The 26,971-nt window shown below is 60.2% G+C and carries 26 protein-coding genes; 18 read left to right on the top strand and 8 right to left on the bottom strand.

Annotation, left to right across the window (positions count from 1 at the left end):
• The first annotated feature begins 18 nt into the window (after window positions 1-18).
• The 12 genes from bluB to ACWR1S_RS21590 all read left to right on the top strand — a co-directional run bounded on the left by bluB (window position 19) and on the right by ACWR1S_RS21590 (window position 9,612).
• The gene (bluB, locus tag ACWR1S_RS21645; protein WP_454564917.1) at window positions 19-669 is read left to right on the top strand and encodes a 5,6-dimethylbenzimidazole synthase; all 651 of its coding nucleotides are present in this window, start codon (window positions 19-21) and stop codon (window positions 667-669) included.
• Window positions 666-1,574 (top strand): adenosylcobinamide-phosphate synthase CbiB, encoded by a 909-nt coding sequence (gene cbiB, locus ACWR1S_RS21640; protein ID WP_150774384.1) that lies wholly within the window; start codon window positions 666-668, stop codon window positions 1,572-1,574. The genes bluB and cbiB overlap by 4 nt, the downstream gene beginning before the upstream one ends.
• Window positions 1,567-2,559, top strand: a complete 993-nt coding sequence (gene cobD, locus ACWR1S_RS21635; RefSeq protein WP_454564916.1) for a threonine-phosphate decarboxylase CobD — start codon at window positions 1,567-1,569, stop codon at window positions 2,557-2,559. The genes cbiB and cobD overlap by 8 nt, the downstream gene beginning before the upstream one ends.
• Window positions 2,556-4,007 carry a cobyric acid synthase gene (locus ACWR1S_RS21630; RefSeq protein WP_454564915.1) on the top strand — a complete coding sequence of 484 codons (1,452 nt, stop codon included), beginning with the start codon at window positions 2,556-2,558 and terminating at the stop codon, window positions 4,005-4,007. Before cobD ends, ACWR1S_RS21630 begins: the two co-directional genes overlap by 4 nt.
• A gap of 151 nt (window positions 4,008-4,158) precedes the next feature.
• Window positions 4,159-4,680 (top strand): bifunctional adenosylcobinamide kinase/adenosylcobinamide-phosphate guanylyltransferase, encoded by a 522-nt coding sequence (gene cobU / locus ACWR1S_RS21625; RefSeq protein WP_454564914.1) that lies wholly within the window; start codon window positions 4,159-4,161, stop codon window positions 4,678-4,680.
• On the top strand, window positions 4,677-5,732 hold the full coding sequence (cobT, locus tag ACWR1S_RS21620; RefSeq protein ID WP_454564913.1) for a nicotinate-nucleotide--dimethylbenzimidazole phosphoribosyltransferase: 1,056 nt from the start codon (window positions 4,677-4,679) through the stop codon (window positions 5,730-5,732). Before cobU ends, cobT begins: the two co-directional genes overlap by 4 nt.
• Window positions 5,729-6,304, top strand: coding sequence for an alpha-ribazole phosphatase family protein (gene cobC / locus ACWR1S_RS21615; protein WP_454564912.1), 576 nt, complete (start codon window positions 5,729-5,731; stop codon window positions 6,302-6,304). The genes cobT and cobC overlap by 4 nt, the downstream gene beginning before the upstream one ends.
• Window position 6,305: 1 nt before the next feature.
• A complete protein-coding gene (locus tag ACWR1S_RS21610; RefSeq protein WP_454564911.1) occupies window positions 6,306-7,037 on the top strand; it encodes an adenosylcobinamide-GDP ribazoletransferase in 732 nt (243 codons plus the stop codon).
• 174 nt (window positions 7,038-7,211) lie between these two features.
• Window positions 7,212-7,616, top strand: a complete 405-nt coding sequence (locus ACWR1S_RS21605) for a MarR family winged helix-turn-helix transcriptional regulator (protein ID WP_007919794.1) — start codon at window positions 7,212-7,214, stop codon at window positions 7,614-7,616.
• A gap of 53 nt (window positions 7,617-7,669) precedes the next feature.
• A complete protein-coding gene (locus ACWR1S_RS21600) occupies window positions 7,670-8,878 on the top strand; it encodes an MFS transporter (protein WP_454564910.1) in 1,209 nt (402 codons plus the stop codon).
• Entirely contained in the window at window positions 8,875-8,997 is a 123-nt protein-coding gene (locus ACWR1S_RS21595) for a hypothetical protein (RefSeq protein WP_454564909.1), read from the top strand. The genes ACWR1S_RS21600 and ACWR1S_RS21595 overlap by 4 nt, the downstream gene beginning before the upstream one ends.
• A 54-nt stretch (window positions 8,998-9,051) precedes the next feature.
• Window positions 9,052-9,612 (top strand): glutathione peroxidase, encoded by a 561-nt coding sequence (locus tag ACWR1S_RS21590; protein ID WP_454564908.1) that lies wholly within the window; start codon window positions 9,052-9,054, stop codon window positions 9,610-9,612.
• 200 nt (window positions 9,613-9,812) lie between these two features.
• On the opposite strand, the gene ACWR1S_RS21585 is transcribed toward ACWR1S_RS21590, so the two are convergent.
• The 3 genes from ACWR1S_RS21585 to ACWR1S_RS21575 all read right to left on the bottom strand — a co-directional run bounded on the left by ACWR1S_RS21585 (window position 9,813) and on the right by ACWR1S_RS21575 (window position 12,214).
• The gene (locus tag ACWR1S_RS21585) at window positions 9,813-11,084 is read right to left on the bottom strand and encodes an OmpP1/FadL family transporter (protein WP_454564907.1); all 1,272 of its coding nucleotides are present in this window, start codon (window positions 11,082-11,084) and stop codon (window positions 9,813-9,815) included.
• 146 nt (window positions 11,085-11,230) lie between these two features.
• Entirely contained in the window at window positions 11,231-11,713 is a 483-nt protein-coding gene (locus tag ACWR1S_RS21580; RefSeq protein ID WP_095119968.1) for a hypothetical protein, read from the bottom strand.
• Between the two features lie 276 nt (window positions 11,714-11,989).
• On the bottom strand, window positions 11,990-12,214 hold the full coding sequence (locus ACWR1S_RS21575; protein WP_034156218.1) for a hypothetical protein: 225 nt from the start codon (window positions 12,212-12,214) through the stop codon (window positions 11,990-11,992).
• A 962-nt stretch (window positions 12,215-13,176) separates the two neighbouring features.
• On the opposite strand from ACWR1S_RS21575, the gene ACWR1S_RS21570 reads away from it, so the two are divergent.
• Window positions 13,177-13,500: a sel1 repeat family protein gene (locus ACWR1S_RS21570; RefSeq protein ID WP_454564906.1), complete on the top strand. Its 324-nt coding sequence runs from the start codon at window positions 13,177-13,179 to the stop codon at window positions 13,498-13,500.
• A 175-nt stretch (window positions 13,501-13,675) separates the two neighbouring features.
• Window positions 13,676-15,040, top strand: a complete 1,365-nt coding sequence (gene rmuC / locus ACWR1S_RS21565) for a DNA recombination protein RmuC (RefSeq protein WP_176091711.1) — start codon at window positions 13,676-13,678, stop codon at window positions 15,038-15,040.
• A gap of 87 nt (window positions 15,041-15,127) precedes the next feature.
• Here the strand turns inward: rmuC and ACWR1S_RS21560 are convergent, their stop codons facing one another.
• Window positions 15,128-18,598 carry a hybrid sensor histidine kinase/response regulator gene (locus ACWR1S_RS21560; protein WP_454564905.1) on the bottom strand — a complete coding sequence of 1,157 codons (3,471 nt, stop codon included), beginning with the start codon at window positions 18,596-18,598 and terminating at the stop codon, window positions 15,128-15,130.
• Between the two features lie 177 nt (window positions 18,599-18,775).
• Window positions 18,776-19,318 carry a TetR/AcrR family transcriptional regulator gene (locus ACWR1S_RS21555; protein WP_454564904.1) on the bottom strand — a complete coding sequence of 181 codons (543 nt, stop codon included), beginning with the start codon at window positions 19,316-19,318 and terminating at the stop codon, window positions 18,776-18,778.
• A 91-nt stretch (window positions 19,319-19,409) separates the two neighbouring features.
• Between ACWR1S_RS21555 and ACWR1S_RS21550 the strand changes: the two genes are divergently transcribed.
• From ACWR1S_RS21550 to ACWR1S_RS21535, 4 genes are all read left to right on the top strand, one after another.
• The gene (locus ACWR1S_RS21550; protein ID WP_454564903.1) at window positions 19,410-20,597 is read left to right on the top strand and encodes an MFS transporter; all 1,188 of its coding nucleotides are present in this window, start codon (window positions 19,410-19,412) and stop codon (window positions 20,595-20,597) included.
• 51 nt (window positions 20,598-20,648) lie between these two features.
• Complete coding sequence (locus ACWR1S_RS21545) at window positions 20,649-20,960, top strand: cupin domain-containing protein (protein WP_322846411.1); 312 nt, start codon at window positions 20,649-20,651, stop codon at window positions 20,958-20,960.
• A 105-nt stretch (window positions 20,961-21,065) separates the two neighbouring features.
• A complete protein-coding gene (locus tag ACWR1S_RS21540) occupies window positions 21,066-22,217 on the top strand; it encodes a TDT family transporter (protein ID WP_454564902.1) in 1,152 nt (383 codons plus the stop codon).
• 99 nt (window positions 22,218-22,316) lie between these two features.
• A complete protein-coding gene (locus tag ACWR1S_RS21535) occupies window positions 22,317-24,191 on the top strand; it encodes an MFS transporter (protein WP_454564901.1) in 1,875 nt (624 codons plus the stop codon).
• Window positions 24,192-24,288: 97 nt separating this feature from the next.
• Here the strand turns inward: ACWR1S_RS21535 and sugE are convergent, their stop codons facing one another.
• From sugE to rdgC, 3 genes are all read right to left on the bottom strand, one after another.
• Window positions 24,289-24,603, bottom strand: a complete 315-nt coding sequence (sugE, locus tag ACWR1S_RS21530) for a quaternary ammonium compound efflux SMR transporter SugE (protein WP_003223093.1) — start codon at window positions 24,601-24,603, stop codon at window positions 24,289-24,291.
• 119 nt (window positions 24,604-24,722) lie between these two features.
• On the bottom strand, window positions 24,723-25,688 hold the full coding sequence (locus tag ACWR1S_RS21525; protein ID WP_454564900.1) for a bile acid:sodium symporter family protein: 966 nt from the start codon (window positions 25,686-25,688) through the stop codon (window positions 24,723-24,725).
• 148 nt (window positions 25,689-25,836) lie between these two features.
• Complete coding sequence (rdgC, locus tag ACWR1S_RS21520) at window positions 25,837-26,757, bottom strand: recombination-associated protein RdgC (protein ID WP_454564899.1); 921 nt, start codon at window positions 26,755-26,757, stop codon at window positions 25,837-25,839.
• Between the last annotated feature and the right edge of the window lie 214 nt (window positions 26,758-26,971).

Here is a 26,971-nt window from a genome sequence, read left to right as displayed (position 1 = left end):
CTTGCTCGCGAAGAGGCCATGACCGACAACGCATTTACAGAGGCCGAGCGCGAAGCGGTTTATAGAGCCATCGCCGAACGCCGCGACATGCGCCACTTCACCGGAGGCACCGTCGAGCCGCAACTGCTGCGCCGGCTACTGGAGGCCGCACACCAGGCCCCAAGTGTCGGCCTGATGCAGCCCTGGCGTTTCATTCGCATCAGCGACCGAACTTTACGCGGCCAGATCCAGAGTCTCGTCGAAGAAGAGCGCATCCGCACCGCTGAAGCCCTCGGCGAACGCAGTGACGAGTTCATGAAACTCAAGGTCGAAGGCATCCACGATTGCGCCGAAGTGCTGGTCGCCGCGTTGATGGACGATCGCGAAAAGCACATTTTCGGTCGCCGCACGCTGCCGGAAATGGACATGGCCTCGCTGACCTGCGCCATCCAGAATCTGTGGCTGGCCTCGCGCGCCGAAGGTCTGGGCATGGGCTGGGTCTCGCTGTTCGAACCGCAGGCACTGGCTGATCTGTTGAAGTTGCCCGAAGGCGCCAAGCCTCTGGCCGTTTTATGTCTGGGCCCGGTCAAGGAATTCTATCCGGCGCCGATGCTGGTACTCGAAGGGTGGGCGCAGGCGCGGCCGCTCAATGAGTTGCTGTACGAAAATTATTGGGGAGTGAGTCAATGAGTGTGGCGTTGTTGAGTGTCGCCGCGGTCGCGCTGGATGCGCTGCTCGGTGAACCGAAACGCTGGCATCCGCTGGTGGCGTTCGGCAATTTCGCCGGTCGCATCGAGCAACGTTTCAACGCCGGTGGCCGGGGCTGGCGCAGCCATGGCGTGACCGCGTGGGTGATCGCGGTGCTGCCGCTGACCTTGCTCGCTACCGCGTTTTCCTGGGCGCCGTACGTGGGTTGGGTCGTCGAGATTCTCGCGCTGTATTGCGCCCTCGGCATGCGCAGCCTCGGCGAGCATGTGGCGCCGGTAGCCGCAGCCTTGCGCGCAGATGATCTGGATGAGGCGCGCAAGCGAGTCGGCTATCTGGTCAGCCGCCAGACCGATGAACTCGACAGCACGGCGGTCGCTCGCGCTGCCACTGAGTCGGTGCTGGAAAACGGCAGCGATGCGGTGTTTGCCGCGCTGTTCTGGTTTGTCGTGGCGGGCGCGCCGGGCGTGGTCCTCTATCGCTTGAGCAACACGCTCGATGCGATGTGGGGCTATCGCAACGAACGCTTCGAACGTTTCGGCTGGGCGGCGGCGAAAATCGACGACGTGCTCAACTATATTCCTGCGCGTCTGGTGGCGTTGACCTACGCGCTGCTGGGCAAAACCCGACTGGCATTGAAGTGCTGGCGTACACAGGCGCCAAAATGGGACAGCCCCAACGCCGGTCCGGTGATGGCGGCCGGTGCCGGTGCGCTGGGCGTGGAATTGGGTGGGCCGGCGATTTATCACGGCGAACTGCATGAGCGTCCGCAACTGGGTGAAGGCGCTCCAGCGGATGCCGATTCCATTGACCGTGGCTGGCAATTGGTCCAGCGCGGCGTATGGTTATGGCTGCTGATTCTCTGCGTGGGGGCTGAATTCTATGCTTGAGCACGGTGGCCGGCTGCGCAAGGCTGCACTCGATTACGGCATTGCCGAGGCTGACTGGCTCGACCTGTCCAGCGGCCTCGCGCCGTGGCCATTCCCGATCCCGGAAATCCCGCTGCGCGCCTGGGCGCGTTTGCCGGAAACCGATGACGGTCTGGAGCAAGCTGCATGCGATTACTACGGTGCAGCACAGGTGTTGCCGGTGGCCGGTTCGCAGATGGCCATTCAGTTGCTGCCGCGTTTGCGTCGGGCCGGCAAGGTTGGCGTGCTGTCACCGTGTTATGCCGAACATGCCGAAGCGTGGCGCCGTAGCGGTTACATCGTGCGCGAAGTGCTGGGGCAGGAAGTCGAATTCTTTCTCGACAGTCTCGACGTACTGGTGGTGGTTAACCCGAACAATCCGACCGGCCTGAGTCTGACCCCGGCACGTCTGCTCGACTGGCATGCGCGGCTCGCCCGGCGCGGTGGCTGGCTGGTGGTCGATGAAGCCTTCATGGACAACACGCCGCCATTGAGTCTGGCCCCGTATGCGCATCAGGTCGGGCTGATTGTGTTGCGTTCGTTCGGCAAGTTTTTCGGTCTGGCCGGGGTGCGTCTGGGCTTTGTCCTGGCCGAGCGCAAATTGCTCAAACTGCTCGCCGAACAGGTCGGGCCTTGGGCGGTGAGCGGGCCGACGCGGGTGCTCGGGCAGGCGTGTCTGCAAGACACCGAAGGGCACACTCGCCAACGGATTCGCAGCGATGAAGCCAGTGAGCGGCTGGCGGCGTTGCTTGAGCGCTACGGCTTCAAACCCCAGGGCGGTTGCGCGCTGTTCCAGTGGCTGATCACCGAGCATGCCGAAGTGCTGCACGCATTCATGGCCCGTCGCGGCATTCTCCTGCGCCTCTTCACCCACAACAGCAGTTTGCGCTTTGGCCTGCCCGCCGATGCGGCTGAAGAGGCGCGTCTCGAACACGCTTTAAGCGCTTTTGCCAAGGATCACCCATGACCACCCTGATGGTGCAGGGCACCACTTCCGATGCCGGTAAAAGCACACTGGTGACAGCGCTGTGCCGCTGGGCAACCCGGCAGGGCGTGGCGGTCGTTCCGTTCAAGCCGCAGAACATGGCGCTGAACAGCGCCGTGACTGCCGACGGCGGTGAGATCGGCCGCGCGCAAGCGGTGCAGGCGCAAGCGGCGTTTCTTGAACCGCACACCGACATGAATCCGGTGTTGCTCAAGCCGAACAGCGACACCGGCGCGCAAGTGATCATCCATGGTCGCGCGGTGACGTCGATGAATGCCGTGGCGTATCACGACTACAAAGCCATCGCGATGAAAGCGGTGCTCGCGTCCCACCAGCGGCTCAGCGCCGCGTATCCGCTGGTGATGGTCGAAGGCGCGGGTTCGCCGGCCGAGATCAATCTGCGCGCCGGCGACATCGCCAACATGGGCTTTGCCGAAGCCGTGGATTGCCCGGTGCTGCTGATTGCCGACATCAACCGTGGCGGGGTTTTCGCCCATCTGGTCGGCACCCTGGAGTTGCTCTCGCCGAGTGAGCAGGCGCGGGTCAAAGGTTTCATCATCAATCGCTTCCGTGGCGACATCGCCTTGCTGCAACCGGGCCTCGATTGGCTCGAACAGCGCACCGGCAAACCGGTGGTCGGCGTGCTGCCCTACGTGATGGACCTGCATCTGGAGGCCGAGGACGGCATTGATCAGCGCCAGACTGACAAGGCTGAGCAGGTTCTGAAAGTGGTAGTGCCGGTGCTGCCGCGCATCAGCAATCACACCGACTTCGATCCGCTGCGCTTGCATCCGCAGGTCGACCTGCAATTCGTTGGCCCGGGACAGGCGATTCCAGCGGCGGATTTGATCATTCTGCCGGGCTCGAAAAGCGTGCGCAGCGATCTGGCTTATTTACGCGCCAATGGCTGGGATGCGGCGATCTCTCGGCATCTGCGGTACGGCGGCAAACTGCTGGGGATCTGCGGCGGTCTGCAGATGCTCGGCGAGCAGGTGCATGACCCGCTCGGCCTCGAAGGTGCGCCGGGCACGAGTGCCGGTCTGGGCTTGCTGGCGTTCGACACCACGCTTGAAGCCGAGAAGCAGTTGCGCAATGTGCGTGGGCGGCTGGCGCTGGAAGATGCCGACGTCAGCGGCTATGAAATTCATGCCGGCGTCACGACCGGCGCGGCGCTGGAGAATGCGGCGGTGCATCTGGACGACGGTCGTTGTGATGGCGCTCAGAGTGCCGATGGACAAGTGTTCGGCACGTATCTGCATGGCTTGTTCGAATCGCCGGCGGCGAGTGCGGCGTTGTTGCGCTGGGCCGGGTTAAGCGATGTGCAGGAGGTGGATTACCACGGCTTGCGCGAGCGCGATATCGAGCGGCTGGCGGATCTGGTGGAGAAGCATCTGGATACCGATCTGTTGCGTCAGCTCTGTGGGATTTGAGTTGAATTTAATGGCCTCTTCGCGAGCAAGCTCACTCCTACAGGGTTATGTGTTTTACACAAAATTCACGGTTGCTCGAGATACCTTGTAGGAGTGAGCCTGCTCGCGATAGCGCCAGTCGGCTCAACCCATAATTTTCAGGATATCCCCCATGCTCCAACTGATCCTCGGCGGCGCCCGCTCCGGCAAAAGCCGCCTTGCGGAAAAACTCGCCAGCGAAAGCAATCTTGCCGTGACCTACATCGCCACCAGTCAACCGCTGGACGGTGAAATGAGCGACCGCGTCGCCCATCACCGCGCCCGCCGTCCCGCCGACTGGGCACTCATTGAAGAACCCTTGGAACTGGCCCGCGTCCTGCACGAAAGCGCCAGCGCCGAGCGTTGCCTGCTGGTCGATTGCCTGACCCTGTGGCTGACCAATCTGTTGATGCTCGACGACGCCGAACGCCTAGCCGCCGAGCGCGAAGCCCTGTTCGAATGCCTGGCCTCGCTGCCGGGTGAAATCATTTTTGTCAGCAACGAGACCGGAATGGGTGTCGTGCCGCTGGGCGAATTGACTCGCCGCTACGTCGATGAAGCCGGTTGGCTGCATCAAGCTTTGGCCGAGCGCTGTCAGCGTGTTGTCCTGACCGTCGCCGGCCTGCCCCTGACTTTGAAAGGACCTGCGTTATGACTCAAACCTGGTGGTTGAACCCGTGCAAACCGGTCGACATTAACGTCGTTGAACAAGCCACGGCGCGACAGCAGCAATTGACCAAACCGGCTGGTTCGCTCGGTCGACTGGAATCGGTGGCGGTGCAACTGGCCGGTCTGCAAGGTCAGGTCAAACCGACGCTGGCGCAGGTCTGGATCGCGATTTTTGCCGGCGATCACGGCGTGGTGGCGGAAGGGGTTTCGGCGTTTCCGCAGGAAGTCACCGGGCAAATGCTGCTTAACTTCGTCAGTGGCGGCGCGGCGATCAGCGTGCTGGCGCGTCAGCTCGGCGCGCAGCTGGAAGTGGTCGATCTGGGCACGGTGAATCCATCGTTGAATCTGCCGGGTGTGCGCCACTTGAACATTGGCCCGGGCACGGCGAACTTCGTGCTGGGTGCGGCGATGAATCAGGCCCAGGGCGAGCTGGCGTTGCAGGCCGGTCGCGACAGTCTGTTGCGGGCAAAAGCGGCTGGGGCACAGTTGTTCATCGGCGGTGAAATGGGCATTGGCAACACCACGGCGGCAAGTGCGTTGGCCTGCGCCTTGCTCGATTGCCCGGTGGCGCATCTGACCGGTCCCGGCACCGGGCTGAATGCCGAAGGTGTCAGTCATAAAGCACAAGTGATTGAGCGGGCGCTGGCATTGCATGCAGCGCAGCGTGGCGATGCGTTGCAAACCTTGTTCAATCTGGGTGGTTTCGAAATCGCCGCGCTGGTCGGTGCGTATCTGGCGGCGGCTCAAGAAGGCGTTGCGGTGCTGGTCGACGGCTTTATCTGCACGGTCGCGGCGCTGGTTGCGGTGCGTTTGAATCCGGCTTGCCGCGAGTGGTTGTTGTTCGGTCATCGCGGTGCCGAGCCGGGCCATCGCCATGTGCTGGAAACGCTGAACGCCGAGCCACTGCTGGAACTCGGTCTGCGTCTGGGTGAAGGCAGCGGTGCGGCGTTGGCGGTGCCTCTGTTGCGCTTGGCCTGTGATCTGCACGGGCAGATGGCGACGTTCGCCGAAGCAGCGGTGGCGGATCGTCCGGCATGACATTGCATCTGGATCTGTTGCGCCACGGTGAGACGGAACTGGGCGGTGGTCTGCGTGGCAGTCTCGACGATGCGCTGACCGACAAGGGCTGGACGCAAATGCGTGCGGCCGTGGTCGAGGGTGGGCCGTGGGTTCGGATCATCAGTTCGCCGTTGCAACGTTGTGCGCGGTTTGCCGCAGAGTTGGGTGAGCAACTGAACCTGTCCGTGCATCTCGACAAGGATTTGCAAGAACTGCATTTCGGTGCGTGGGAAGGGCAGAGCGCGGCAGCGTTGATGGAGACCGATGCCGAGGCCTTGGGGGTGTTCTGGGCCGATCCGTATTCGTTTACGCCGCCGCAGGGTGAACCGGTCAGCGAGTTTTCTTCTCGAGTGCTGGCGGCCGTTGCGCGCCTGCACAGTGCTTACGCCGGTGAGAGGGTGTTGCTGATCAGTCATGGCGGTGTGATGCGTTTGTTGCTGGCGCAAGCGCGCGGGTTGCCGCGCGAGCAACTGCTCAATGTCGAGGTCGCTCACGGCGCGTTGTTTGCGCTGACGGTCGAGGCTGACGGTTCACTCAAGGAAGGTTGCTGACATGTTGCCGTTGTGGATCGCCCTGCAATTTCTCAGCAGTCTGCCGATTCGTTTACCGGGCATGCCCGAGCCGGAACAGCTTGGCCGTTCGCTGCTGTTTTATCCGCTGGTGGGTCTGCTGTTCGGCGTGATCCTGTGGGCGTTGAATCTCGCCTTGAACGGCGCGCCGTTGCTGCTGCACGCAGCACTGCTGCTGACGGTGTGGGTGTTGCTCAGCGGTGCCTTGCACCTTGATGGTCTGGCCGACAGCGCCGATGCCTGGCTCGGCGGTTTTGGTGATCGTGAGCGTACGCTGACGATCATGAAGGACCCGCGCAGTGGGCCGATTGCGGTGGTCACGCTGGTGTTGGTGTTGTTGCTCAAGTTTGCTGCGTTGTTGGCGTTGATCGAGCAGGGACATGGGCTGGCGTTGATCATCGTGCCGCTGCTCGGGCGGGCGGCGTTGCTTGGGTTGTTTCTGACCACGCCGTATGTGCGGGCTGGCGGGTTGGGGCAGGCGTTGGCGGATCATTTACCGCGCAAGGCTGGATGGTGGGTTCTGGGCGTCAGTGCATTGGTCTGCTTGCTGATTGCCGGGTTCAGTGCCGTCGTTGCGCTGGTGATCGCTGTCGGTGTGTTTGTCTGGTTGCGGCAGGTGATGGTGCGGCGGTTGGGCGGGACGACCGGTGATACGGCAGGGGCGTTGCTGGAATTGCTGGAGATGGTGGTGCTGGTTGGAGTGGTTTTGGCCTGATGGATTTCTACTGGTCATACCGGCCTCATCGCGAGCAGGCTCACTCCTACAGTTGACCGCGTACCCCTGTAGGAGTGAGCCTGCTCGCGATAGCGATTTGTCAGGCAGCACAAATGTTACGGGTAAACTCATCTGTAACTTGATTTAACACAGTCGCGGGTATATACACGCATCATGCTTCCTTCTCAGTGTTTGTGCACCAACCTGCGTCGCGCCGCGCGTGGCGTCAGCAGGCATTACGACGGCGCTCTCGACGGCTTCGGGATCAACGTTGCCCAGTATTCTTTGCTGTGCAACCTGCAGCGTCTCGATCAACCAAGCATCTCTGAACTCGCCGAAGCCATGGGCCTGGATCGCAGCACCCTCGGGCGCAATCTGCGGGTGCTCGAAGGCGAGGGGCTGGTGGCGCTGGCCGAAGGCGAGGACATGCGTAACCGCATCGTCAAGCTCACCGAGACCGGCGTGCAACGCCTGGCAGCGGCACTGCCGGCCTGGGAAGCGGCACAGCAGCGGTTGATCGACCGACTGGGTGCCGAGAAGCGTGAAACCTTGCTCAGATTGCTGGATGAACTGGCCTGAGGCCGGTTTTTTCCAAACTCAAGCGGGTATATACCCGCAAGCGGAGAATAACAATGACATCGATGTGGCGTACGTGCGGTTGGGTGTTGGTCGGGAGTGCGCTGATCCTGGCGTTGTCATTGGGCGTGCGGCACGGTTTCGGCTTGTTCCTGTCACCGATGAGTGCGCAATTCGGCTGGGGGCGAGAGGTGTTTGCCTTCGCCATTGCCTTGCAGAACCTGATCTGGGGTCTGGCGCAACCGTTTACCGGTGCATTGGCTGACCGCTTCGGCGCGGCCAAAGTGGTGCTGATTGGTGGTGTGCTGTATGCGTTGGGCCTGGTGTGCATGGGCCTGTCGGACTCGGCGGTGACGCTGTCGTTGAGCGCGGGTCTGCTGATCGGTATCGGCCTGTCCGGCACCTCGTTTTCGGTGATCCTCGGCGTGGTGGGTCGTGCCGTGCCAGCGGAAAAACGCAGCATGGGTATGGGCATTGCCAGCGCCGCCGGTTCGTTCGGCCAGTTCGCCATGTTGCCGGGCACCCTCGGGTTGATCGGCTGGCTCGGTTGGTCGGCAGCGCTGTTGGTGCTCGGCCTGCTGGTGGCGCTGATCGTGCCGCTGGTGAGCATGCTCAAGGACAAGCCGCTGCCGGTACTCGGCCATGAACAAACACTGTCCGAGGCCCTGCGCGAAGCTTGCTCGCATTCCGGCTTCTGGTTGCTGGCGTTCGGTTTTTTCGTCTGCGGTTTTCAGGTGGTGTTCATCGGCGTACACCTGCCGGCCTACCTGGTCGATCAGCATCTGCCTGCCAGTGTTGGCACCACAGTGCTGGCGTTGATCGGCCTGTTCAATATCTTCGGCACCTACACCGCCGGCTGGCTCGGCGGACGCATGTCCAAGCCGCGCTTGCTGACGGCGTTATACCTGTTGCGCGCGGTGGTGATTGTGCTGTTTCTGTGGCTGCCGGTGACGACCACATCGGCCTACTTGTTTGGCATGGCGATGGGCTTCCTGTGGCTGTCGACGGTGCCGTTGACCAACGGTACGGTGGCGACCTTGTTTGGCGTACGAAATCTGTCCATGCTCGGTGGCATCGTGTTCCTGTTTCATCAGCTCGGCTCGTTCCTGGGTGGCTGGCTGGGCGGGGTGGTGTATGACCGAACCGGGAGTTATGACTTGATCTGGCAAGTAGCGATTCTGCTGAGTCTGCTGGCGGCCGCGTTGAACTGGCCAGTGCGCGAGCGTCCGGTCGCACGTCTGCAAGCCGCAGCGGGCGCCGCATGAGTCGGCTCTGGCCACGTATCGTCGTCACCGCACTCGGCGCCGCAGTGCTGGCGCTGGTGTGGTGGGGCTGGCATCAGGGCGGTCTGGCGCTGATGCAGTTGGGCATGAGCATTTGCTAGAAACAGGCATGGCGAGTAACGTCGAAGTCTGACGATTGCTCAAGGATGTTCGACATGCTGATGCGCTGGTGTGCTGTTCCCGCGTTGCTGATGGCGTTGACTGGTCTGGCTCAGGCCGCTGACTGTCCCGAATTGCTGCAAGGCTCGCTGCCCAAGCTGCGAGCCAAGGACTCCATCGATCTGTGTAAACAGTACGCCGACAAGCCGTTGGTGGTGGTCAACACCGCCAGCTTCTGCGGTTTTGCCCCGCAGTTCGAAGGCCTTGAAGCGCTGCATAAGCGCTACGAAGGGCAGGGGCTTGAGATGCTCGGCGTCCCCTCCAATGACTTCAAGCAAGAGTCCAAGGATAGCGCCGAGACCGCCAAGGTCTGCTACGCCAACTATGGCGTGACGTTCAACATGACCGAGCCGCAGAAAGTCCGTGGTGATGACGCTACGCATCTGTTTCAGGTGCTCGCGGCACAGAGCAGTGCGCCGAAGTGGAATTTCTACAAGTATGTGGTTGATCGCCAGGGCAAGGTGATCGCCAATTTCTCCAGCCTGACCAAGCCGGATGATCCGGAATTTATCGCCGCGATCGAAAAGGCTATCGCCTCGAAACCGCTGAAGCCTTGAATCCGTAGGTCGGCGATGATTTTGTAGGAGCTGCGGCACGCTGCGATCTTTTGATTTGAAAAAACAAGATCAAAAGATCGCAGCCTCGTTGCACTCGACAGCTCTTACACGTGTCGCAAACATCAGGCATTAAAAAGCCCCGCTTTCTGCAAAGAGAGCGGGGCTTTTTGTGGGCGAGGGGTTAGCCTCGCCGTGCAGCATCAGAAGCGGTAGGTCGCGCCGACACCGAAACCGTTTGCCGAGTTTTCATACTTGGCGTCGTAGGTCTGGCCACGATCGTTTTCGTTGCGGATCTTCACCGACTCTTCTTTCAGGTACGAGTAAGCAACGTCGATGGTCAGGTCTTCAGTCGGGCTCCAGCCGGCACCGATGCTGAAGATGGTCCGGTCACCGGTAGGAATGCGTGGCGAACGGTCGACGTTGTTGGTCGGCGACTGGTCGAAGGTGAGACCGGTACGCAGTACCCATTCCTTGTTCAACTGGTACGACGTACCCACGGCGTAAGCCCAGGAGTCGTGCCAGTTCTGGTCTTCGGTGATTTCACCGAACTGACCGGCCAGCAAAGGCTGCACACCAGAGTTCTTGACGGTGATTTTTTCCAGCTGGCTCCAACGGGTCCAGGTCGAACCGGCATACACGTTCCAGCGATCGTTGATCGCCTGGGTGACCGAGAAGTCGACGGATTCAGGCGTGGTGATCTTCAGCGAAGCATCGTACTTCTGGTTGGCGCCCAGACCGATTGCACCCAGCACACCGTAGTTGACCTTGGTGTTGCCTTCGAGCTTGTAGTCGACTTTCGAGTGGTAAGTCAGACCCAGGCGAGTGGTGTCAGTGGCTTGTACCAGCACACCGATGTTGTAGCCCAGCGCGGTATCGTCACCCTTGATCTTGACCTTGCCATCCGGCGCGGCCTGAGTGATCGACAGGTTGGATTCCAGTGTACCGTCGATGCGGTTGATGGTCGGGCCAAAACCGATCGACACCTTGTCGTTGAAAGCGTAGCTGACGGTTGGCTGGAAGGTGATCACTTGTACTTCGGACTTGCTGCCGAAGTAACGGCCGGCAAAGCCTTTTTCGTAGTCGGTAATCAGGCCGAACGGCACGTAGACGCCGAGGCCGAATGCCCAATGATCATCGATCGGTTTGACGTAGAAGCCCATAGGTACGGAGGTGAAGGGCACCATGTCGCCTTTGTTGCTGCCGCCGTTAGGGCTGGAGCTGGCGTCGCTGATATCGGTTTTTGCATCGAGGAATGCAACACCGCCAGTGACTTGTTCGCGCTTGAGGCGCGACATGCCGGCAGGGTTGCCATATACAGTGCTTGCGTCGTCGGCAGAAGAGGATCGCCCAGCGTAACCAGTGCCCATCCCGCTGATACTGTGTTCGTTGATGGCAAAGCCAGCTGCGAAGATCTGGGTGGATGCCATGGTAACGGCGAGGCTAAGGGTGGTTTTGAGCATGACTTTTTTCATTATTAGAACTCCTGGTGATCACCGGGGCGAAAATTACCAAGATTTTCGTCCCAGCGCTATAGTCCGTATGCCTTGAGTTAGAGCGGTTTTGTAGGACAATCCGACCAGAATCGCGACCTGTTGGCAGATCTTCTGAATCCGGCCGGTCAACAAGCGACCTGATTCACCGTTGAAACACAGGTGTGCCAGGCGTAAGTGAAGTCGCGCAGGCGACCTTGGGGTTGAAAGGTCTGGCGCCAGATGCGCGCCATTCCCAGCAAATCGTTGGAATCGGGAAGAGTGGGGTTTTGCTCTTCGACCAGCAGCCAGGCGATGGCCGTGGCGTAACGCAGATTGACCGTCAGTTCCAGGTGCGGGCCGGTCAGGAACGCATGCTGACTGGCGAGGCCGCGCACCAGGCTGGCACGTTCCGGATCGAGTGCCAGATAATCATCCCAAAGGGCTTGATGGCGCTGCTCGGCGATGCGGTAGAGGCCATGGCCACGGCGGTCATGCAGGGCGGAACCCAGGGCTGACTGACTGGCGGCGATGCCCAGCAGCAGAGATTCGGCAGTCGCGCTGTGGCGTCCCAGGTAGATCAACGTAGGACGGATCACGTAGCGGCACAGTTCGCTGGCAGCGATACCCATAAAACCCTCGGTTCTTGTTATTAATGGCGAGTCCTGAAGGGGGGGGCTTGGCAGCTGTGGATCGGTTCAGGCTCGCCGCAAGCGGATCACGCCGCTTGAGTTGAAGTGTAGTGTCATATTCGCGACGTAAAGGCCTGTTTTTAAAATATTTCCCGCTGCCGGGAATATTCGTTATATCCGATGGTGCTTAGCCGCTGAAGGGTAAAAGCGAAACATCAGGCAATAAAAAGCCCCGCATTTTGTGCGGGGCTTTTGCTTTTGCAGCCTTTTCGGCTCTCAGGCAATCAATGCCTGGCGGGTACGGTCGATCACGGCCTGCAGCGGTTCAGCGCTGGAGTACTGATCGGGGTACAGACGCTCGCTGTGGCGGGCGATACCGTGTTCGTTGACCAGTGTGAAGCTGAAGCAGCCTTTGCGAGCGGCCATGATCAGGCAGTTCATTGGTGCAAAAGCGTTGGTTAGGGTGCGAATGGCATCCTGAGTATGGATTTGAGTAGACATAGTTATTAGGTGTTCCTACAAATGACACGGATAAGAACCGTGCAACGTTAAAACGTTCCAGTAACGTCGACCACCATTGGTCGAACGAAGAACCCGACTGGAACAAAGCAGCCAGTTTGAAGCGCTGATAAGTTGGCGCGCTTGGGCTGGCAGGTAGGTACTTAGGAGGGCAGGCATCACAACGAGGGCAAAGGTTCTGGGCCCGGGGTGAAGATCCTGATCAATTTGCAGGTTGGTTCGGTCAGAGTAAGTGTTCTTCGCAACACCCTTCGCATCATTCGAAGGCAGTGTCGTCGCAAGATTTACCTGGAAACCATCGAGGGGTCGTTCCCGCTTTTTCGGTAGGGCTTCTTTTGAGAAGGCTGACCGTGGGGAAGTGTTCGACCGGAATTGACTTTCAGCTTGGTACTAACTCCGCGGATACTAACGGATCGAAATGGGTAAAGCAAACACTGCATCGAAAAAGATTGCAGGCACCAGCTGAGTCCGCTTGAGTATTCTGCTGAATTGCCCGCCATTGGCGCATTCTTCGACCGTCGGTCGGTGAAGATATGTTCATCAAAGCGCGTGCCAGACTGGTTTATCCCCAGACCGACTGCCAAAACGACCCGAAAAAGCGCAGCGATATAACCGGGTAACAGGTACTTGTGCACATTAGTTGCGCACGCTGTAACGGCGCTGTCACAACAATCCTGACCCCGGTCGCTGCCTGCATCGAAAGTTTAAGTCAATGAAAAACATCGCTTTTTTTTGTTGGTGAAAAAATCGTCAGTTTGACTGCGAGCCCCATTCCATAAGGCTTTGCGAGGGTTGGAGGACGGTTGTCCACTGAGTTATCCACAGCTTCTGTGGATTGTCCCGAGCGCTTGCTCTAGGACGGGCGTGCCGGGTTGTTTTTCGACTTTACCTGTAAGAAAAAGAGAGTAGAGTGGCGCGCCTTCCGATTCGTCCCACAGTGCTTTATGAAGTTTCGCTCAGTATCAGACTCTGTTACCTCACAAACTCCTCCTGTTACCCCGCCCAAGCGATTTACCGTTCGTGTTGCCGAATGGCTGCTCGACAGCCCGCGCCTGAGCGACAGTCACAATGCCAAACACCTCGCTGGCCGCCTGCTCAAACAACCGGCGCGTGATGGCGTGGTGGTTGCGCAAAGCCGTCTCGGCCAATTGATGTGCCGCGAGTGCGGTAACGCACGGGACCGTCGCATCGGTCAGGATCTGCTGCGTCAGGCCGCGCGTGCCGGCGATCGTCGCGCGCAGCAGGAACTCGGTCTGCTCGAAGACTGAGCTGTCCAAGACCTGACACCTTGGTTAACCTTCAGGCTTTATAAGATTGGCGGGAGTGGCTATGGCGATGGACTTGACCAGCGTATTGCTGGGGCTTGCAGGGGCGGGACTGCCACTGCTGGCATTGGCCTGGCAGCTGCAACGCCGGACCAGCAATGGGCAGGCCGAGGTCGCCCTGCTCGAAGAGCGTCTGGCCATGGCGCAACTGGCCCAGGACGGGCTCAACGCGCAGCTCGATGCCAGCCGCGATGAAGTCGCCGATCTTGGCCAGGCCAACGCCGCCAAACAGGCTGACCTGGCGGCCCTGCGCCGGGAAGTCGAACTGCTGCAGATCGAACGTGACGACGCCCGCGATGCCTCCCACGCCTGGAACCTCGAACGCGCGAACAAGGAAGCTGAGCTGCGCCGCCTCGACGCTCAAGCCGCCTCGCTCAACGCCGAGCTGCGCGAGCAACAGGAAAGCCACCAGCAACGCCTCAACGACCTGCAAGGCTCGCGCGATGAACTGCGCGCGCAGTTTGCCGAGCTGGCCGGGAAGATCTTCGATGAGCGCGAACAGCGTTTTGCCGAGACCAGTCAGCAACGCCTCGGTCAGTTGCTCGATCCGCTCAAGGAACGCATTCAATCCTTCGAAAAACGCGTGGAAGAAAGTTATCAGGCCGAGGCCCGCGAGCGTTTCTCGCTGGCCAAGGAGCTGGAGCGCTTGCAGGCGCTCAACTTGCGTCTGAGCGACGAAGCCACCAACCTCACCCGTGCCCTCAAAGGCCAGAAAACCCAAGGCAACTGGGGTGAGCTGATTCTCGAACGGGTGCTCGAACACGCCGGTCTTGAGAAGGGCCGCGAGTACCAGACTCAGGTCAATCTCAAAGGCCCGGATGGCGAGCGCTTCCAGCCCGACGTGATCATTTACCTGCCGGGCGACAAGCAAGTGGTGGTGGACTCCAAGGTGAGTCTTACCGCGTATCAGCAATACGTTGCTGCCGACGACGACACTCTCGGGCAGATCGCAATCAAGCAGCACGTGCTGTCGTTGCGCAATCACGTCAAAGGCCTGGCCGGCAAGGATTACAAACGTCTGGAAGGCCTGCACAGCCTTGATTTCGTTTTGCTGTTCGTGCCGATCGAAGCAGCGTTTTCAGCAGCGTTGCAGGCAGAGCCATCGCTGTTTCAGGAAGCCTTCGACCGCAACATCGTCATCGTCAGTCCGACCACTTTGCTGGCGACGTTGCGGGTGATCGACAGTCTGTGGAAACAGGAACGCCAAAGTCAGAACGCCCGGGAAATCGCTGAGCGCGCCGGGTGGCTGTACGACAAGTTCGTGCTGTTTATTCAGGATCTCGACGAGGTCGGCAATCGACTGCAACAGCTGGATAAAGCCTACAGCTCAGCGCGTAACAAGCTGACAGAAGGTCGCGGCAACCTGGTCAGTCGCAGTGAGCAACTCAAATTGCTCGGCGCGCGGGCGAGCAAGAGTTTGCCGGCGGATTTGCTGGAGCGGGCGATGACCGATGTCGATGGTCTCGTCGAACTCCCTGAATAAAGATCAAAAGATCGCAGCCTCCGGCAGCTCCTACAGGATGTACGCCATACCAATGCAGGAGCTGCCGGAGGCTGCGATCTTTTGCTTCTACAGCGGCAAATACCGGCTCAACAACGCCCGCAACGCCGCCGGTTTGACCGGCTTCGGCAGATAATCCAGCCCCGCCGCATGCACCTGCGCGACCATCTCCGGTCGCCCGTCAGCGCTGATCACCACCCCTGGCACCGGTTCACCCAGGCGTGTACGCAACCACGCCATCAGCTCGGTGCCGGTATCCCCGTGATCGAGGTGATAGTCGACCAACGCCAGTTGCGGTCGCACGCCGTCACTCAGCAGCGCCGCACATTCCTCACGATTACGCGCCGTCCACACCTGACAGCCCCAGCGGCTAAGCAGGCTGTTCATGCCGATCAGAATGCTGTCTTCATTGTCGATGCACAGCACCTGCGCGCCGCTCAGCAACTTGCCGTTCAATTCGACGGCGGCGCTCGCCGGCACCGCTTGTGAGCGAGCCAGCGGCACGCTGACGCTGAACACACTGCCGCGCCCCGGCCACGAACGCACACGCAAGGTATGTCCGAGTACACGGCACAAACCATCGGCAATCGCCAACCCCAGCCCGAGGCCTTTTTCGGCGCGGGTCTGATGGCTGTCGAGGCGTTTGAATTCCTCGAAAATCACCTGCTGTTTATCTTCCGGAATCCCCGGCCCGCGATCCCAGACTTCCAGGCACAGTTCGCCGCCACGCCGACGCACACCCAGCAGCACCGGGCCTTTGGCATAACGGAACGCGTTGGTGAGGAAGTTCTGCAGAATCCTTCGCAGCAGTTTGATGTCGCTGTCGATGCGCAAATGACTGCCGCGCACGCGGAAGGTCAAACCTTGTTCCTGGGCCAGTGCCTTGAACTCGGCACCGAGAATATCGAACAACTCATTGATGGCGAACGGCTTGCGGTCCGGGTTGATCTTGCCGTTTTCCAGCCGGGAAATATCCAGTAGATCGCTGATCAAGTCCTCGGCCGAGCGCAACGAACTGTCGAGGTGCTGCACCAGTTTCTGCGCCTCGTTGCTCAAGCCGTCATCCTGGTGGGAGAGGGCGGCCGAGAACAGTCGAGCGGCGTTCAGCGGCTGCATCAAGTCATGGCTGACCGCCGCGAGGAAGCGGGTTTTCGACTGGTTGGCGGCTTCGGCGGTGCCCTTGGCTTCGGTCAGCGCGACGTTGAGTTGCGCCAGTTCCTGGGTGCGCTCGCTGACTCGTTGCTCCAATCCTTCGTTGGCTTCGGTCAGTGCCTGCTCGGCTTCGCGGAACGCGGTGATGTCGGTGAAACTCATGACGAAACCACCGCCGGGCATCGGGTTGCCGATCAACTCGATCACCCGGCCGTTGGGGAACAGCCGCTCAGACGTATGCGCGCGGCCCTGACGCATCCAGTGCAGACGGCGGGCAACGTGCACTTCCGCTTCACCGGGGCCGCACAAACCGCGCTCGGCGTTGTAGCGAATAATGTCGGCAATCGGCCGGCCGACACTGATCAAACCGTCGGGGTAGTTGAACAGTTCCAGATAACGCCGGTTCCACGCCACCAGTTTCAGCGACTGATCGACCACGCTGATGCCTTGGGTGATGTTCTCGATCGCACCTTGCAGCAGGGCGCGGTTGAACTGCAGCACTTCCGAGGCTTCGTCGGCGATTCGGACTACATCCTCCAGTTGCATTTCCCGACCTTCGATGGCGGCTTTTACTACAGCACGCGTCGAAGAAGCGCCGAGAACACCAGCCAGCAAACGCTCGGTGTGAGCGATCCATTCGCCGTCGGCATTCTGGTTCGGGTTGAAGCCTTTGCCCTGGCGATAGGCGAAGCGAATGAAGCTCTGGCGCGCACGTTCTTCGCCGACAAAGCGCGCGGCCAGTTGCAGCAAGTCGTCGATCTGCACCGCCAGCATCGACCGCGCACTGGGCCGTGCGCTGATCTCCTGACCAATGAAGCGCCCGGCCTGCCAATGCTCCGAGACTCGAGTACGCGACAGCACCGAGACCCAGGCAAACAGCGTGAAGTTACCGGCCAGCGACAGCACGACGCCTTGGGTCAGCGGGGTAATCGGCAGGTTCAGCGGATTGCTGTGCAACCACGCCAATCCCGGAAAACTGCTTAGCGACCAGCCGAGGCTGTGCGCGGCAATCGGCAGGATCAGCGTGTAAAACCACAGAAATGTACCGGCGGCCAGGCCTGCGAAAACACCACGGCGATTGGCCTGCTTCCAGTACAGCGCGCCGAGCATCGCGGGTGCCAGTTGGGTCACCGCAGCGAAGGCAATCTGGCCGATGGTCGCCAGGCTGGCAGTGGAACCAAGCAAGCGATAGCTGACGTACGCGAGCAGCAGAATCACTACGATGCTCACGCGGCGTACCGAGAGCATCCACTGGCGGAACACTTCAAACGGGCGCTCGGCGTTATTGCGCCGCAGCAGCCACGGCAACAGCATGTCGTTGGAGACCATGGTTGACAACGCCACGCTGGCGACAATCACCATGCCCGTGGCCGCCGACGCGCCACCGATAAACGCCAGCATCGCCAGCGCCGGATGCGCCTGCGCCAAGGGCAGGCTGATCACGAAGGAGTCGGGCAGTACGTCACTCGGCAGCATCATCTGACCGGCCAGCGCGATCGGGACTACAAACAACGCGGCCAGCGCGAGATAGGCGGGAAACACCCATTTGGCCAGCCGCAGATCCTGTGGGTCGATGTTCTCCACCACCGTGACGTGGAACTGCCGGGGCAGGCAGATGATTGCCATCATTGCCACGCCGGTTTGCACCACCATCGACGGCCAATTGATGGTTTCTTTCCAGTATTCCTCGAGGCGCGGGGCGAGCATGGCCTGGTTGAACAGGTCATCGAAACCGTCATACAGGCCATAAGTGACGAAGGCACCGACGGCGAGAAACGCGAACAGTTTGACCAGCGATTCGAAGGCAATTGCCAGCACCATGCCACGGTGGTGCTCGGTGGCATCGAGGTTGCGCGTTCCGAAGACAATGGTGAACAGCGCCAGCACCAGCGAAACGATCAGCGCGGTGTCCTGGGCGCGAGTGCCCATGGCGTCCGCCCCGGCGCCGATCAACAGGTTCACGCCGAGAACGATACCTTTGAGTTGCAGGGCGATGTAGGGCAGGACGCCGACCAGACAGATCAGCGCTACGACCACTGCCAGCGATTGTGATTTGCCGTAACGCGCGGCGATAAAGTCAGCGATGGAGGTGATGTTCTCCTGTTTGCTGATCATCACCATTTTTTGCAGGACCCACGGCGCGCCCACCAGCAGCAAAATCGGCCCGAGGTAAATCGGCAGGAACGACCACAGTTGTTCGGCTGCCTGGCCAACGGCGCCGAAGAACGTCCAACTGGTGCAATAAACTGCCAGCGACAGGCTGTACACCCAGGCACGCATGCGCGGCGGCAACGGCGCGCTGCGCCGGTCGCCGTAGAAGGCGATGGCGAACATGATGGCCATATAGGCCAGGGCGACGGCGGCGATCAGCCCGGTGGACAGCGACATGCAACACTCCCGACAAAAGACTCCCCGGCACTCCTGCCCGGGCGGACAGTCTCGCATGCGCGGGGCGGTTAGTCAGTGTCGACCAAGGTCGTGGCGTGGCGGGGTGTCGCAGGGGCGGAACCGGGTGGTTTTTGTAGTGACCGGTCGGGCCTCATCGCTGGCTTGCCAGCGATGGCGTCAGTCCTGACGCAGCGCGATATCAATCAACCGATGCAGTTCATCCACCTCCAGCGCCGCCGCCGAAAACAGAATCCGAAACACCACCGGCGCGACCACCAGATTGATCAGCCGATCGACACTCGGCGCCGCCGCTTCCGGATGCCGCTCGATGATCGTCTGCAATTGCGCGCCAATGATCGTCACGCAATACCCCGGCGTAGCGCTCGCCTGCACGTCGCGCATCATGTTGCGACCCGGCTCGGAGCTCATCTCGTCGAGATACTGCTCGGCCCACGCGCGAATATCACTGCGCAAGCTGCCGGTCTGCACTGGCTCGCTGTCCGGGCGCATGCGGGCGAGGGCGACGTCGGCCAGCAATGCCGACAAGTCACCCCAGCGACGGTAAATCGTCGACGGCGTGACCCCCGCGCGTGCGGCGATTTGCGGGACGGTCACGGTCGAACGCTCCTGTTCCTGCAGAAGCGCACGGACTGCCGAATGAACTGCATCTTGCACCCGGGCACTGCGGCCGCCGGGGCGTAAACCTTCTTTAATAGCCATGGGGCAGACCTTAACACAAAGAATTTGCTTTAAGCGCGAGGCAGTAGCACACTCCGCAAAAGCAAAAAATTAGCTTTTGCGGAGTGTGCACATGAACAGCCTTGCTTCCAATCGATCCAGCCTGTGGTTTCTGGCGATCACCTTACTCAGTTTTCTCGCGGCATCCACGGCGCCGACGCCGTTGTATCACCTGTATCAGGATCAACTGCACTTCTCGGCAGCGGTGCTGACGCTGATCTTTGGCGTGTATGCGCTGAGTCTGTTGGCCGCGCTATTAACAGTGGGTTCGCTGTCCGATCACCTGGGACGTAAACCGGTGATCTTCACTGCCGTGTTGCTCAATGCGTTGGCGATGCTGCTGTTTATCTACGCTGACAGCGTGGCGTGGCTGATCAGTGCGCGCGTACTGCAAGGGTTTGCCACCGGCATGGCCACGGCCGTTTTGAGCGCGACCCTGCTCGACACCGACCGTCAGCAAGGACCGTTGATCAACAGTGTGGCGCCGTTGCTCGGCATGGCATTGGGCGGCATGGGCTGCGGTTTGTTGGCCGAATTTGCGCCTGCGCCGTTGCAACTGACCTATTGGCTGCTGCTCGCCCTGTTTGTATTGCAGGGTATTTATGTCTGGCGCCTGCCGGAAAGTGTCACTCCGCAAGCGGGGGCGTGGGCATCGTTGCGGCCGACTTTGCATGTGCCGGTGCAGGCACGTTCAACGTTGTGGCGCGTGTTGCCGCTGAATACGGCAACCTGGGCGCTCGGTGGTTTCTACGCCTCCCTCGCGCCATCGCTGGTGCGCACCGCCACCGGTTCGACGTCCAATCTGATCGGCGGCGCAACCGTGGCGGCCTTGACGGTGACGGGTGCGCTGATGATTTTTTCGTTGCGCAATCGTCCCGCTACACGGGCATTGCAGTTGGGCGCGAGCCTGTTGCCGATCGGCCTGGTGTTGATTCTGTTAGGCGTGCATAGCGCCAGCCTGGCGTTGTTTTTCCTCGGCACGCTGGTGGCCGGTTGCGGCTTTGGCTCGGGATTTCTCGGCGCCGTGCGCAGCCTGGTACCGCAGGCCTTGCCCCATGAGCGCGCGGGGTTGATGGCGGCCTATTACGTGCTCAGCTATCTGGCGTTCTGCCTGCCGGCGTTGCTCGCCGGGCACTTGTCGCGCAGCTACGGTTTGCTGGCGACCACCGATGGTTACGGGGCGATTTTGATCGTGTTGGCGGTTGCCGCGCTGTTGCTGAGTCTGCGCCCATCCGCAGCCAAGGTGTGCCGCGCTCCATAACCGGCGCGCTTTCGGTTAGCCTTGCCCAGCCTTCTTTTCACGGATCGACTCATGAAGATTATTCGCAGCAAGACCTTCACCGCCGAGCGCGCCTGGGGCGCGCTGGACATCGCCAACATGAACGGCATCACCACGCGCCTGCACTGGACGGATCAGCCGTACAAATGGCACGTCAACGATGGTGAGGAAGTGTTTGTGGTGCTCGATGGCCAAGTGGTCATGCATTACCGTGAGCAGGGCGAAGAAAAGCAGGTGCAGCTCGATGTCGGTGACATCTTCTATGCGAGCGTCGGCACCGAGCACGTCGCCCATCCGCAAGGCGCGGCGCGGATTCTGGTGATCGAGAGCGAAGGCAGCGTTTAACTGCTTATTGGTAAAACAGATAACAGTTAGAGATATTACCCGTTATATAGATATTCGATTCGGTTCTACCATGAACTCAACCTCACCAGAGGACAGGAGTTCATGATGATTTGCCCCAACAGCGCCAAACCCGGCATCAAGCCGTTCAGCCAGCTTCAGCATCCGCGCGAAGTGATCCGCCAGTTCACTCCGAACTGGTTCGCCGCCACCATGGGCACCGGTGTGCTGGCGTTGGCGCTGGCGCAACTGCCACTGGCCATTCCAGGCTTGCACGCCATCGCCGAAGGTTTGTGGTTGTTCAACATTCTGTTGTTCGCCGTGTTTGCCGCTGCCTATGCCGCACGCTGGATCTTGTTCTTCGATGAAGCGCGACGGATTTTCGGCCATTCCACGGTATCGATGTTCTTCGGCACCATTCCCATGGGTCTGGCCACGATCATTAACGGCTTTCTGCTGTTCGGCCTGCCGCGTTGGGGCGATGGCGTGATCCATCTCGCCGAAGTGCTGTGGTGGCTCGACGTAGCCATGTCGCTGGCCTGCGGCGTGTTGATTCCGTACATGATGTTTACCCGTCAGGAACACAGCATCGACCAGATGACTGCGGTTTGGCTGCTGCCGGTCGTGGCGGCAGAAGTGGCGGCGGCCAGTGGTGGTCTGCTTGCGCCGCATCTCACCGATGCTCACTCGCAACTGGTGGTGCTGACGACAAGCTACGTGCTCTGGGCCTTTTCCCTACCGGTAGCGTTCAGCATTCTGACGATCCTGCTGCTGCGCATGGCCCTGCATAAACTGCCCCACGAGAACATGGCCGCCTCGAGCTGGCTGGCGCTCGGCCCGATCGGCACCGGCGCGCTGGGCATGTTGCTGCTCGGCGGTGATGCGCCAGCGATCTTCGCGGCGAACGGTCTGCCGGGAATGGGTGAAATCGCAGCGGGTCTAGGTCTGGTGGCCGGTATTACGCTGTGGGGCTTCGGGCTGTGGTGGATGTTGATGGCGCTGCTGATCACCGTGCGTTACCTGCGCGACGGCATCCCGTTCAACCTCGGTTGGTGGGGCTTCACCTTCCCGTTGGGTGTGTATTCGCTGGCGACGTTGAAACTGGCGAGCACCCTGAACCTGACGTTTTTCAGCGTCGTCGGCACGCTGTTGGTGATGTTGCTGGCGGTGATGTGGCTGATTGTCGGTAAACGCACGGTGCAAGGCGCCTGGCGTGGCGAGCTGTTCGTCTCGCCGTGCATCGCAGGTTTGAAGAAATAACCTGAAAAGTTTAGGTAAGGTGTGGCCTGGATCGCGGTTCGAGAATCCAATAAGCAGTACCCAGGCCTCTCTACCTTAAACATCAGGGAAACACGGAAGATGAGTCACCCCTCACAGTTCAACCTGCTGCGCACCCGGCGCTTCCTGCCGTTCTTCATCACGCAGTCGCTCGGCGCGTTTAACGACAACGTGTTCAAGCAGTCGCTGATCCTCGCCATTCTCTATCGGCTGACCATCGAGGGTGACCGTTCGATCTGGGTCAACCTGTGTGCGCTGCTGTTTATCCTGCCGTTTTTTCTGTTCTCGGCATTGGCCGGACAGTTTGGCGAAAAGTTCGCCAAGGACGCGCTGATCCGTCTGATCAAGCTCGCGGAAATCGCGATCATGGCCGTAGGATCGGTCGGTTTCCTCTTTGATCACTTGTCGCTGATGCTGGTGGCGCTGTTCGCCATGGGCACGCACTCGGCGCTGTTCGGACCGGTGAAATATTCGATCCTGCCGCAGGCGCTGCGTGAGGATGAGCTGGTGGGCGGCAACGGCCTGGTGGAGATGGGCACGTTTCTGGCGATTCTCGCCGGGACGATTGGTGCCGGGGTCATCATGTCGTCGACCCATTACGCGCCGCTGGTGTCGACGGCCATTGTCGGCATTGCCGTGCTGGGTTATCTGGCCAGTCGCAGCATTCCGCGCGCGGCGGCTGCCTCCCCGGAGATGCGCCTGAACTGGAACATCTTCAGCCAGTCGTGGGCCACCCTGAAACTCGGTCTGGGCCAGACCCCGGCGGTGTCGCGTTCGATTGTCGGCAACTCGTGGTTCTGGTTTGTCGGGGCGATTTACCTGACGCAGATTCCGGCATATGCCAAGGAATGGATGCACGGTGATGAAACCGTGGTCACGCTGATTCTCACGGTGTTTTCGGTGGGTATTGCGCTGGGTTCGATGCTCTGCGAGAAGCTTTCCGGGCGCAAGGTCGAGATCGGCCTGGTGCCGTTCGGTTCGTTCGGCCTGACCGTGTTCGGGCTGTTGCTGTGGTGGCATTCCGGTGGAATCCCCGACAGCGTCACCGGTCATAGCTGGATTGAAGTGTTGGGCTTCGTGCACACCTGGGCGGTACTGATCGATATCCTTGGTCTCGGGATTTTTGGCGGCTTCTACATCGTGCCGCTATACGCGTTGATTCAGTCGCGCACCGCCGAGAACGAACGTGCGCGAGTGATTGCCGCCAACAATATTCTCAACGCATTGTTTATGGTGGTTTCGGCGATCGTTTCTATCGTGCTGTTGAGCGTGGTCAAGCTGTCGATTCCGCAGCTGTTCCTGGTGGTGTCGCTGCTGAACATCGGCGTCAACGCCTACATCTTCAAGATCGTCCCCGAGTTCAGCATGCGTTTCATGATCTGGCTGCTCAGCCATTCCATGTACCGCGTCGAGCACCGCAACCTTGAGGCGATTCCGGATGAAGGCGCGGCATTGCTGGTGTGCAACCACGTGTCGTTCGTCGATGCCTTGCTGATTGGTGGCGCAGTGCGTCGGCCGATTCGCTTTGTCATGTACTACAAGATCTACAACTTGCCGGTGCTGAACTTTATCTTCCGTACGGCGGGGGCGATTCCTATCGCCGGGCGCCAGGAAGATATCCAGATCTACGAAAAGGCCTTCACGCGGATTGCTCAATATCTGAAGGATGGTGAGCTGGTGTGCATCTTCCCGGAAGGCAAATTGACTGCCGATGGCGAGATGAATGAGTTCAGGGGGGGACTGACGCGGATTCTGGAGGAGACGCCAGTGCCAGTGATTCCGCTGGCGTTGCAAGGACTGTGGGGGAGTTTCTTCAGTCGCGATCCGAACAAAGGGATGTTTCACCGGTTGTGGTCGCGGGTGACGTTGGTGGCGGGAGCGCCGGTGGGCGTTGAGGCGGCTGAGCCGGCGACGTTGCAGGGGTTGGTCGGGGAGTTGCGCGGGGCAGTCAGATAGTCGGCGATTTTAAGGGCCTCTTCGCGAGCAGGCTCGCTCCTACATTTGAAATGCGTTTCTCTGTAGGAGTGAGCCTGCTCGCGAAAGCGGTAGTGGCCTAAGCGCTGACCTTGAGGCCAATCAACCCGGTAATGATCAACGCCACACTGGCCAGCCGAATCAACGCCATCGACTCGCCAAACAGGATGATCCCGGCAATCACCGTGCCCACCGCGCCGACACCGGTCCAGATCGCATAGGCCGTGCCCAAAGGTAGTTCCTTCATCGCAAGGCCCAACAGGCCAAGGCTGATGGCCATGGCCGCAACGGTCAGAACGGTGGGGAGTGGGCGGGTGAAGCCGTCGGTGTATTTCAGGCCGACGGCCCAGCCGACTTCGAACAGGCCGGCGAAAAACAGAATGATCCAGGACATGAGAGACCTCCATCGATTGACGGGGTCGTCCCCAGATTAATGACTCGATCGAGCCGCAGGGTCGTCCCCGCGTTGCGCGATAGTTTGACCAGCATTAACCCGAGGATCAAGTTTGCGACTCAGTCGGCCGCTTGTTGCGCCACCGCCTCGCGATCTTCTTTTTCACTCATGCGCCGGAAGTACGTCGACAGCAGCGCACCGGAAATATTGTGCCAGACGCTGAACAGCGCGCTCGGCACCGCCGCCAATGGCGAAAAATGCGCACTGGCCAACGCGGCCCCCAACCCCGAATTCTGCATGCCGACTTCCAGCGCCAGCGACTTGCGCTGGGCCAGTGGCAGCTTGAACAGGCGCCCGGTGAAGTAGCCCAGCAGATAGCCGAAACTGTTGTGCAGCATCACCACGGCCATGATCAGCAGACCCGATTCGGCTATTTTCGCCTGACTGGCGGCCACCACGGCGGTGACGATGATCACGATGCTGACTACCGATACCAGCGGCAATACTTCCACGGCATGACGGACCTTGTCGCCGAGCACACGCTGGGCAACCACGCCGAGAACGATCGGCAACAACACCACTTGCAGGATCGACCAGAACAACTCCATGAACGACACCGGCAGCCACGCCGAGGCCAGTAGCCAGATCAGTGCCGGGGTCAGCAGCGGGGCGAGGAGGGTGGTGACGGCAGCAATGGCCACCGACAACGCCAGATCACCACGGGCCAGCCAGGTCATCACGTTGGACGACGTGCCGCTCGGGCAGCAACCGACCAGAATCACCCCGACGGCAATTTCCGGTGGCAGGTGAAACACCTGGCAGAGCAACCACGCCACACCGGGCATGATCACGAAATGCGCGACTACGCCCAACGCTACACGCCACGGGTGGCGCGCAACGGCTGCGAAGTCGTCGAGTTTGAGGGTCAGGCCCATGCCGAACATCACCAGCCCTAGCAGCGGCACGATCGCGCCTTTGAGACCGAGGAACCATGCTGGTTGCAGGAATGCCACAACGGCAAACAACAGAACCCAGTAAGCGAAGGTGTTGCCGACAAAGCGGCTGAGTGCAGCCAGTGCGCGCATGGCCTGATCCTTATTATTAAATGAACACCACAAAACAAATGTAGGAGTGAGCCTGCTCGCGATGGCGGTCGTTCAGTCAACAGTTGTGTTGAATGTCAGTCCCTCATCGCGAGCAGGCTCACTCCTACAGTTTGGACATCACAAGGCGTTAGATCCCCTGCGGAGTATCTTCCCCACCCAACGCTTCAACCAGCGCCGGCAGGAAGTCGCCAAACGTCAGCATCATCAGGGTGAAGCTGGCATCCAGTTGACCCAGCGCCTCATCACCACCGTCCTGTTCCGCTTGATCCTGCAACAGATCTTCGAACTTCAGACGCTTCACGGTCATTTTGTCATCGAGCATGAACGACAGCTTGTCCTGCCAGGCCAGCGACAACTGAGTGACGACTTTACCAGTGCTCAGGTGCAGCTGGATTTCTTCACTGGTCAGGTCCTGACGCTTGCAACGGACGATGCCGCCGTCTTCGTGGGTGTCGCGCAGTTCGCACTCGTCCAGTACATAGAAGTCGTCGGCGGCTTTTTGCGTGGTGACCCATTCGGTCATGGTCGCGGTTGGCGACATTTTCACGGTCAGCGGACGGACGGGCAGGGTGCCGATCACTTCACGCAGGGTCGACAGCAGGTCTTCGGCGCGTTTCGGGCTGGCCGAGTTGACCAGGATCAGGCCTTGTTTTGGCGCGATGGCGGCGAAGGTCGATGAGCGACGGATAAACGCGCGCGGCAGGAACGCCTGGATGATTTCATCCTTGATCTGATCGCGTTCCTTTTTATAGACCTTGCGCATCTGCTCGGCTTCGATCTCTTCGACCTTTTCCTTGACCGCGTCGCGCACGACGCTGCCTGGCAGAATGCGTTCTTCTTTACGCGCGGAAATCAGCAGGAAGTCACCGCTGACGTGCACCAGTGGAGCATCTTCGCCTTTGCCGAACGGCGCGACGAAACCGTAGGTGGTCAACTCCTGGCTTGCACATGGACGCGCCAGTTTGGTGGCCAGTGCAGTTTCCAGCGCCTCGGCATCGACAGGCAGGTCTTGGGTCAGGCGATAGATAAGCAGGTTTTTGAACCACATGGGGTGAGTCTCTCCTTTATACAAAGGGGGGCATTATTGTCTTCGCCGTCTCATAGGCCAACCCTTCTCTAAGCCTTTGGAAGGCCTGAGAAAATTATTTAAAAAAGTGCTTGCCAGAGGTTGGGTCGCTCCGTAGAATGCGCGCCACACCGAAGCGAAGGGTGATTAGCTCAGCTGGGAGAGCGTCTGCCTTACAAGCAGAATGTCGGCGGTT

The organism is Pseudomonas sp. AIG, assembly GCF_977020205.1.
This window is presented reverse-complemented; position numbering and strand designations above follow the sequence as displayed.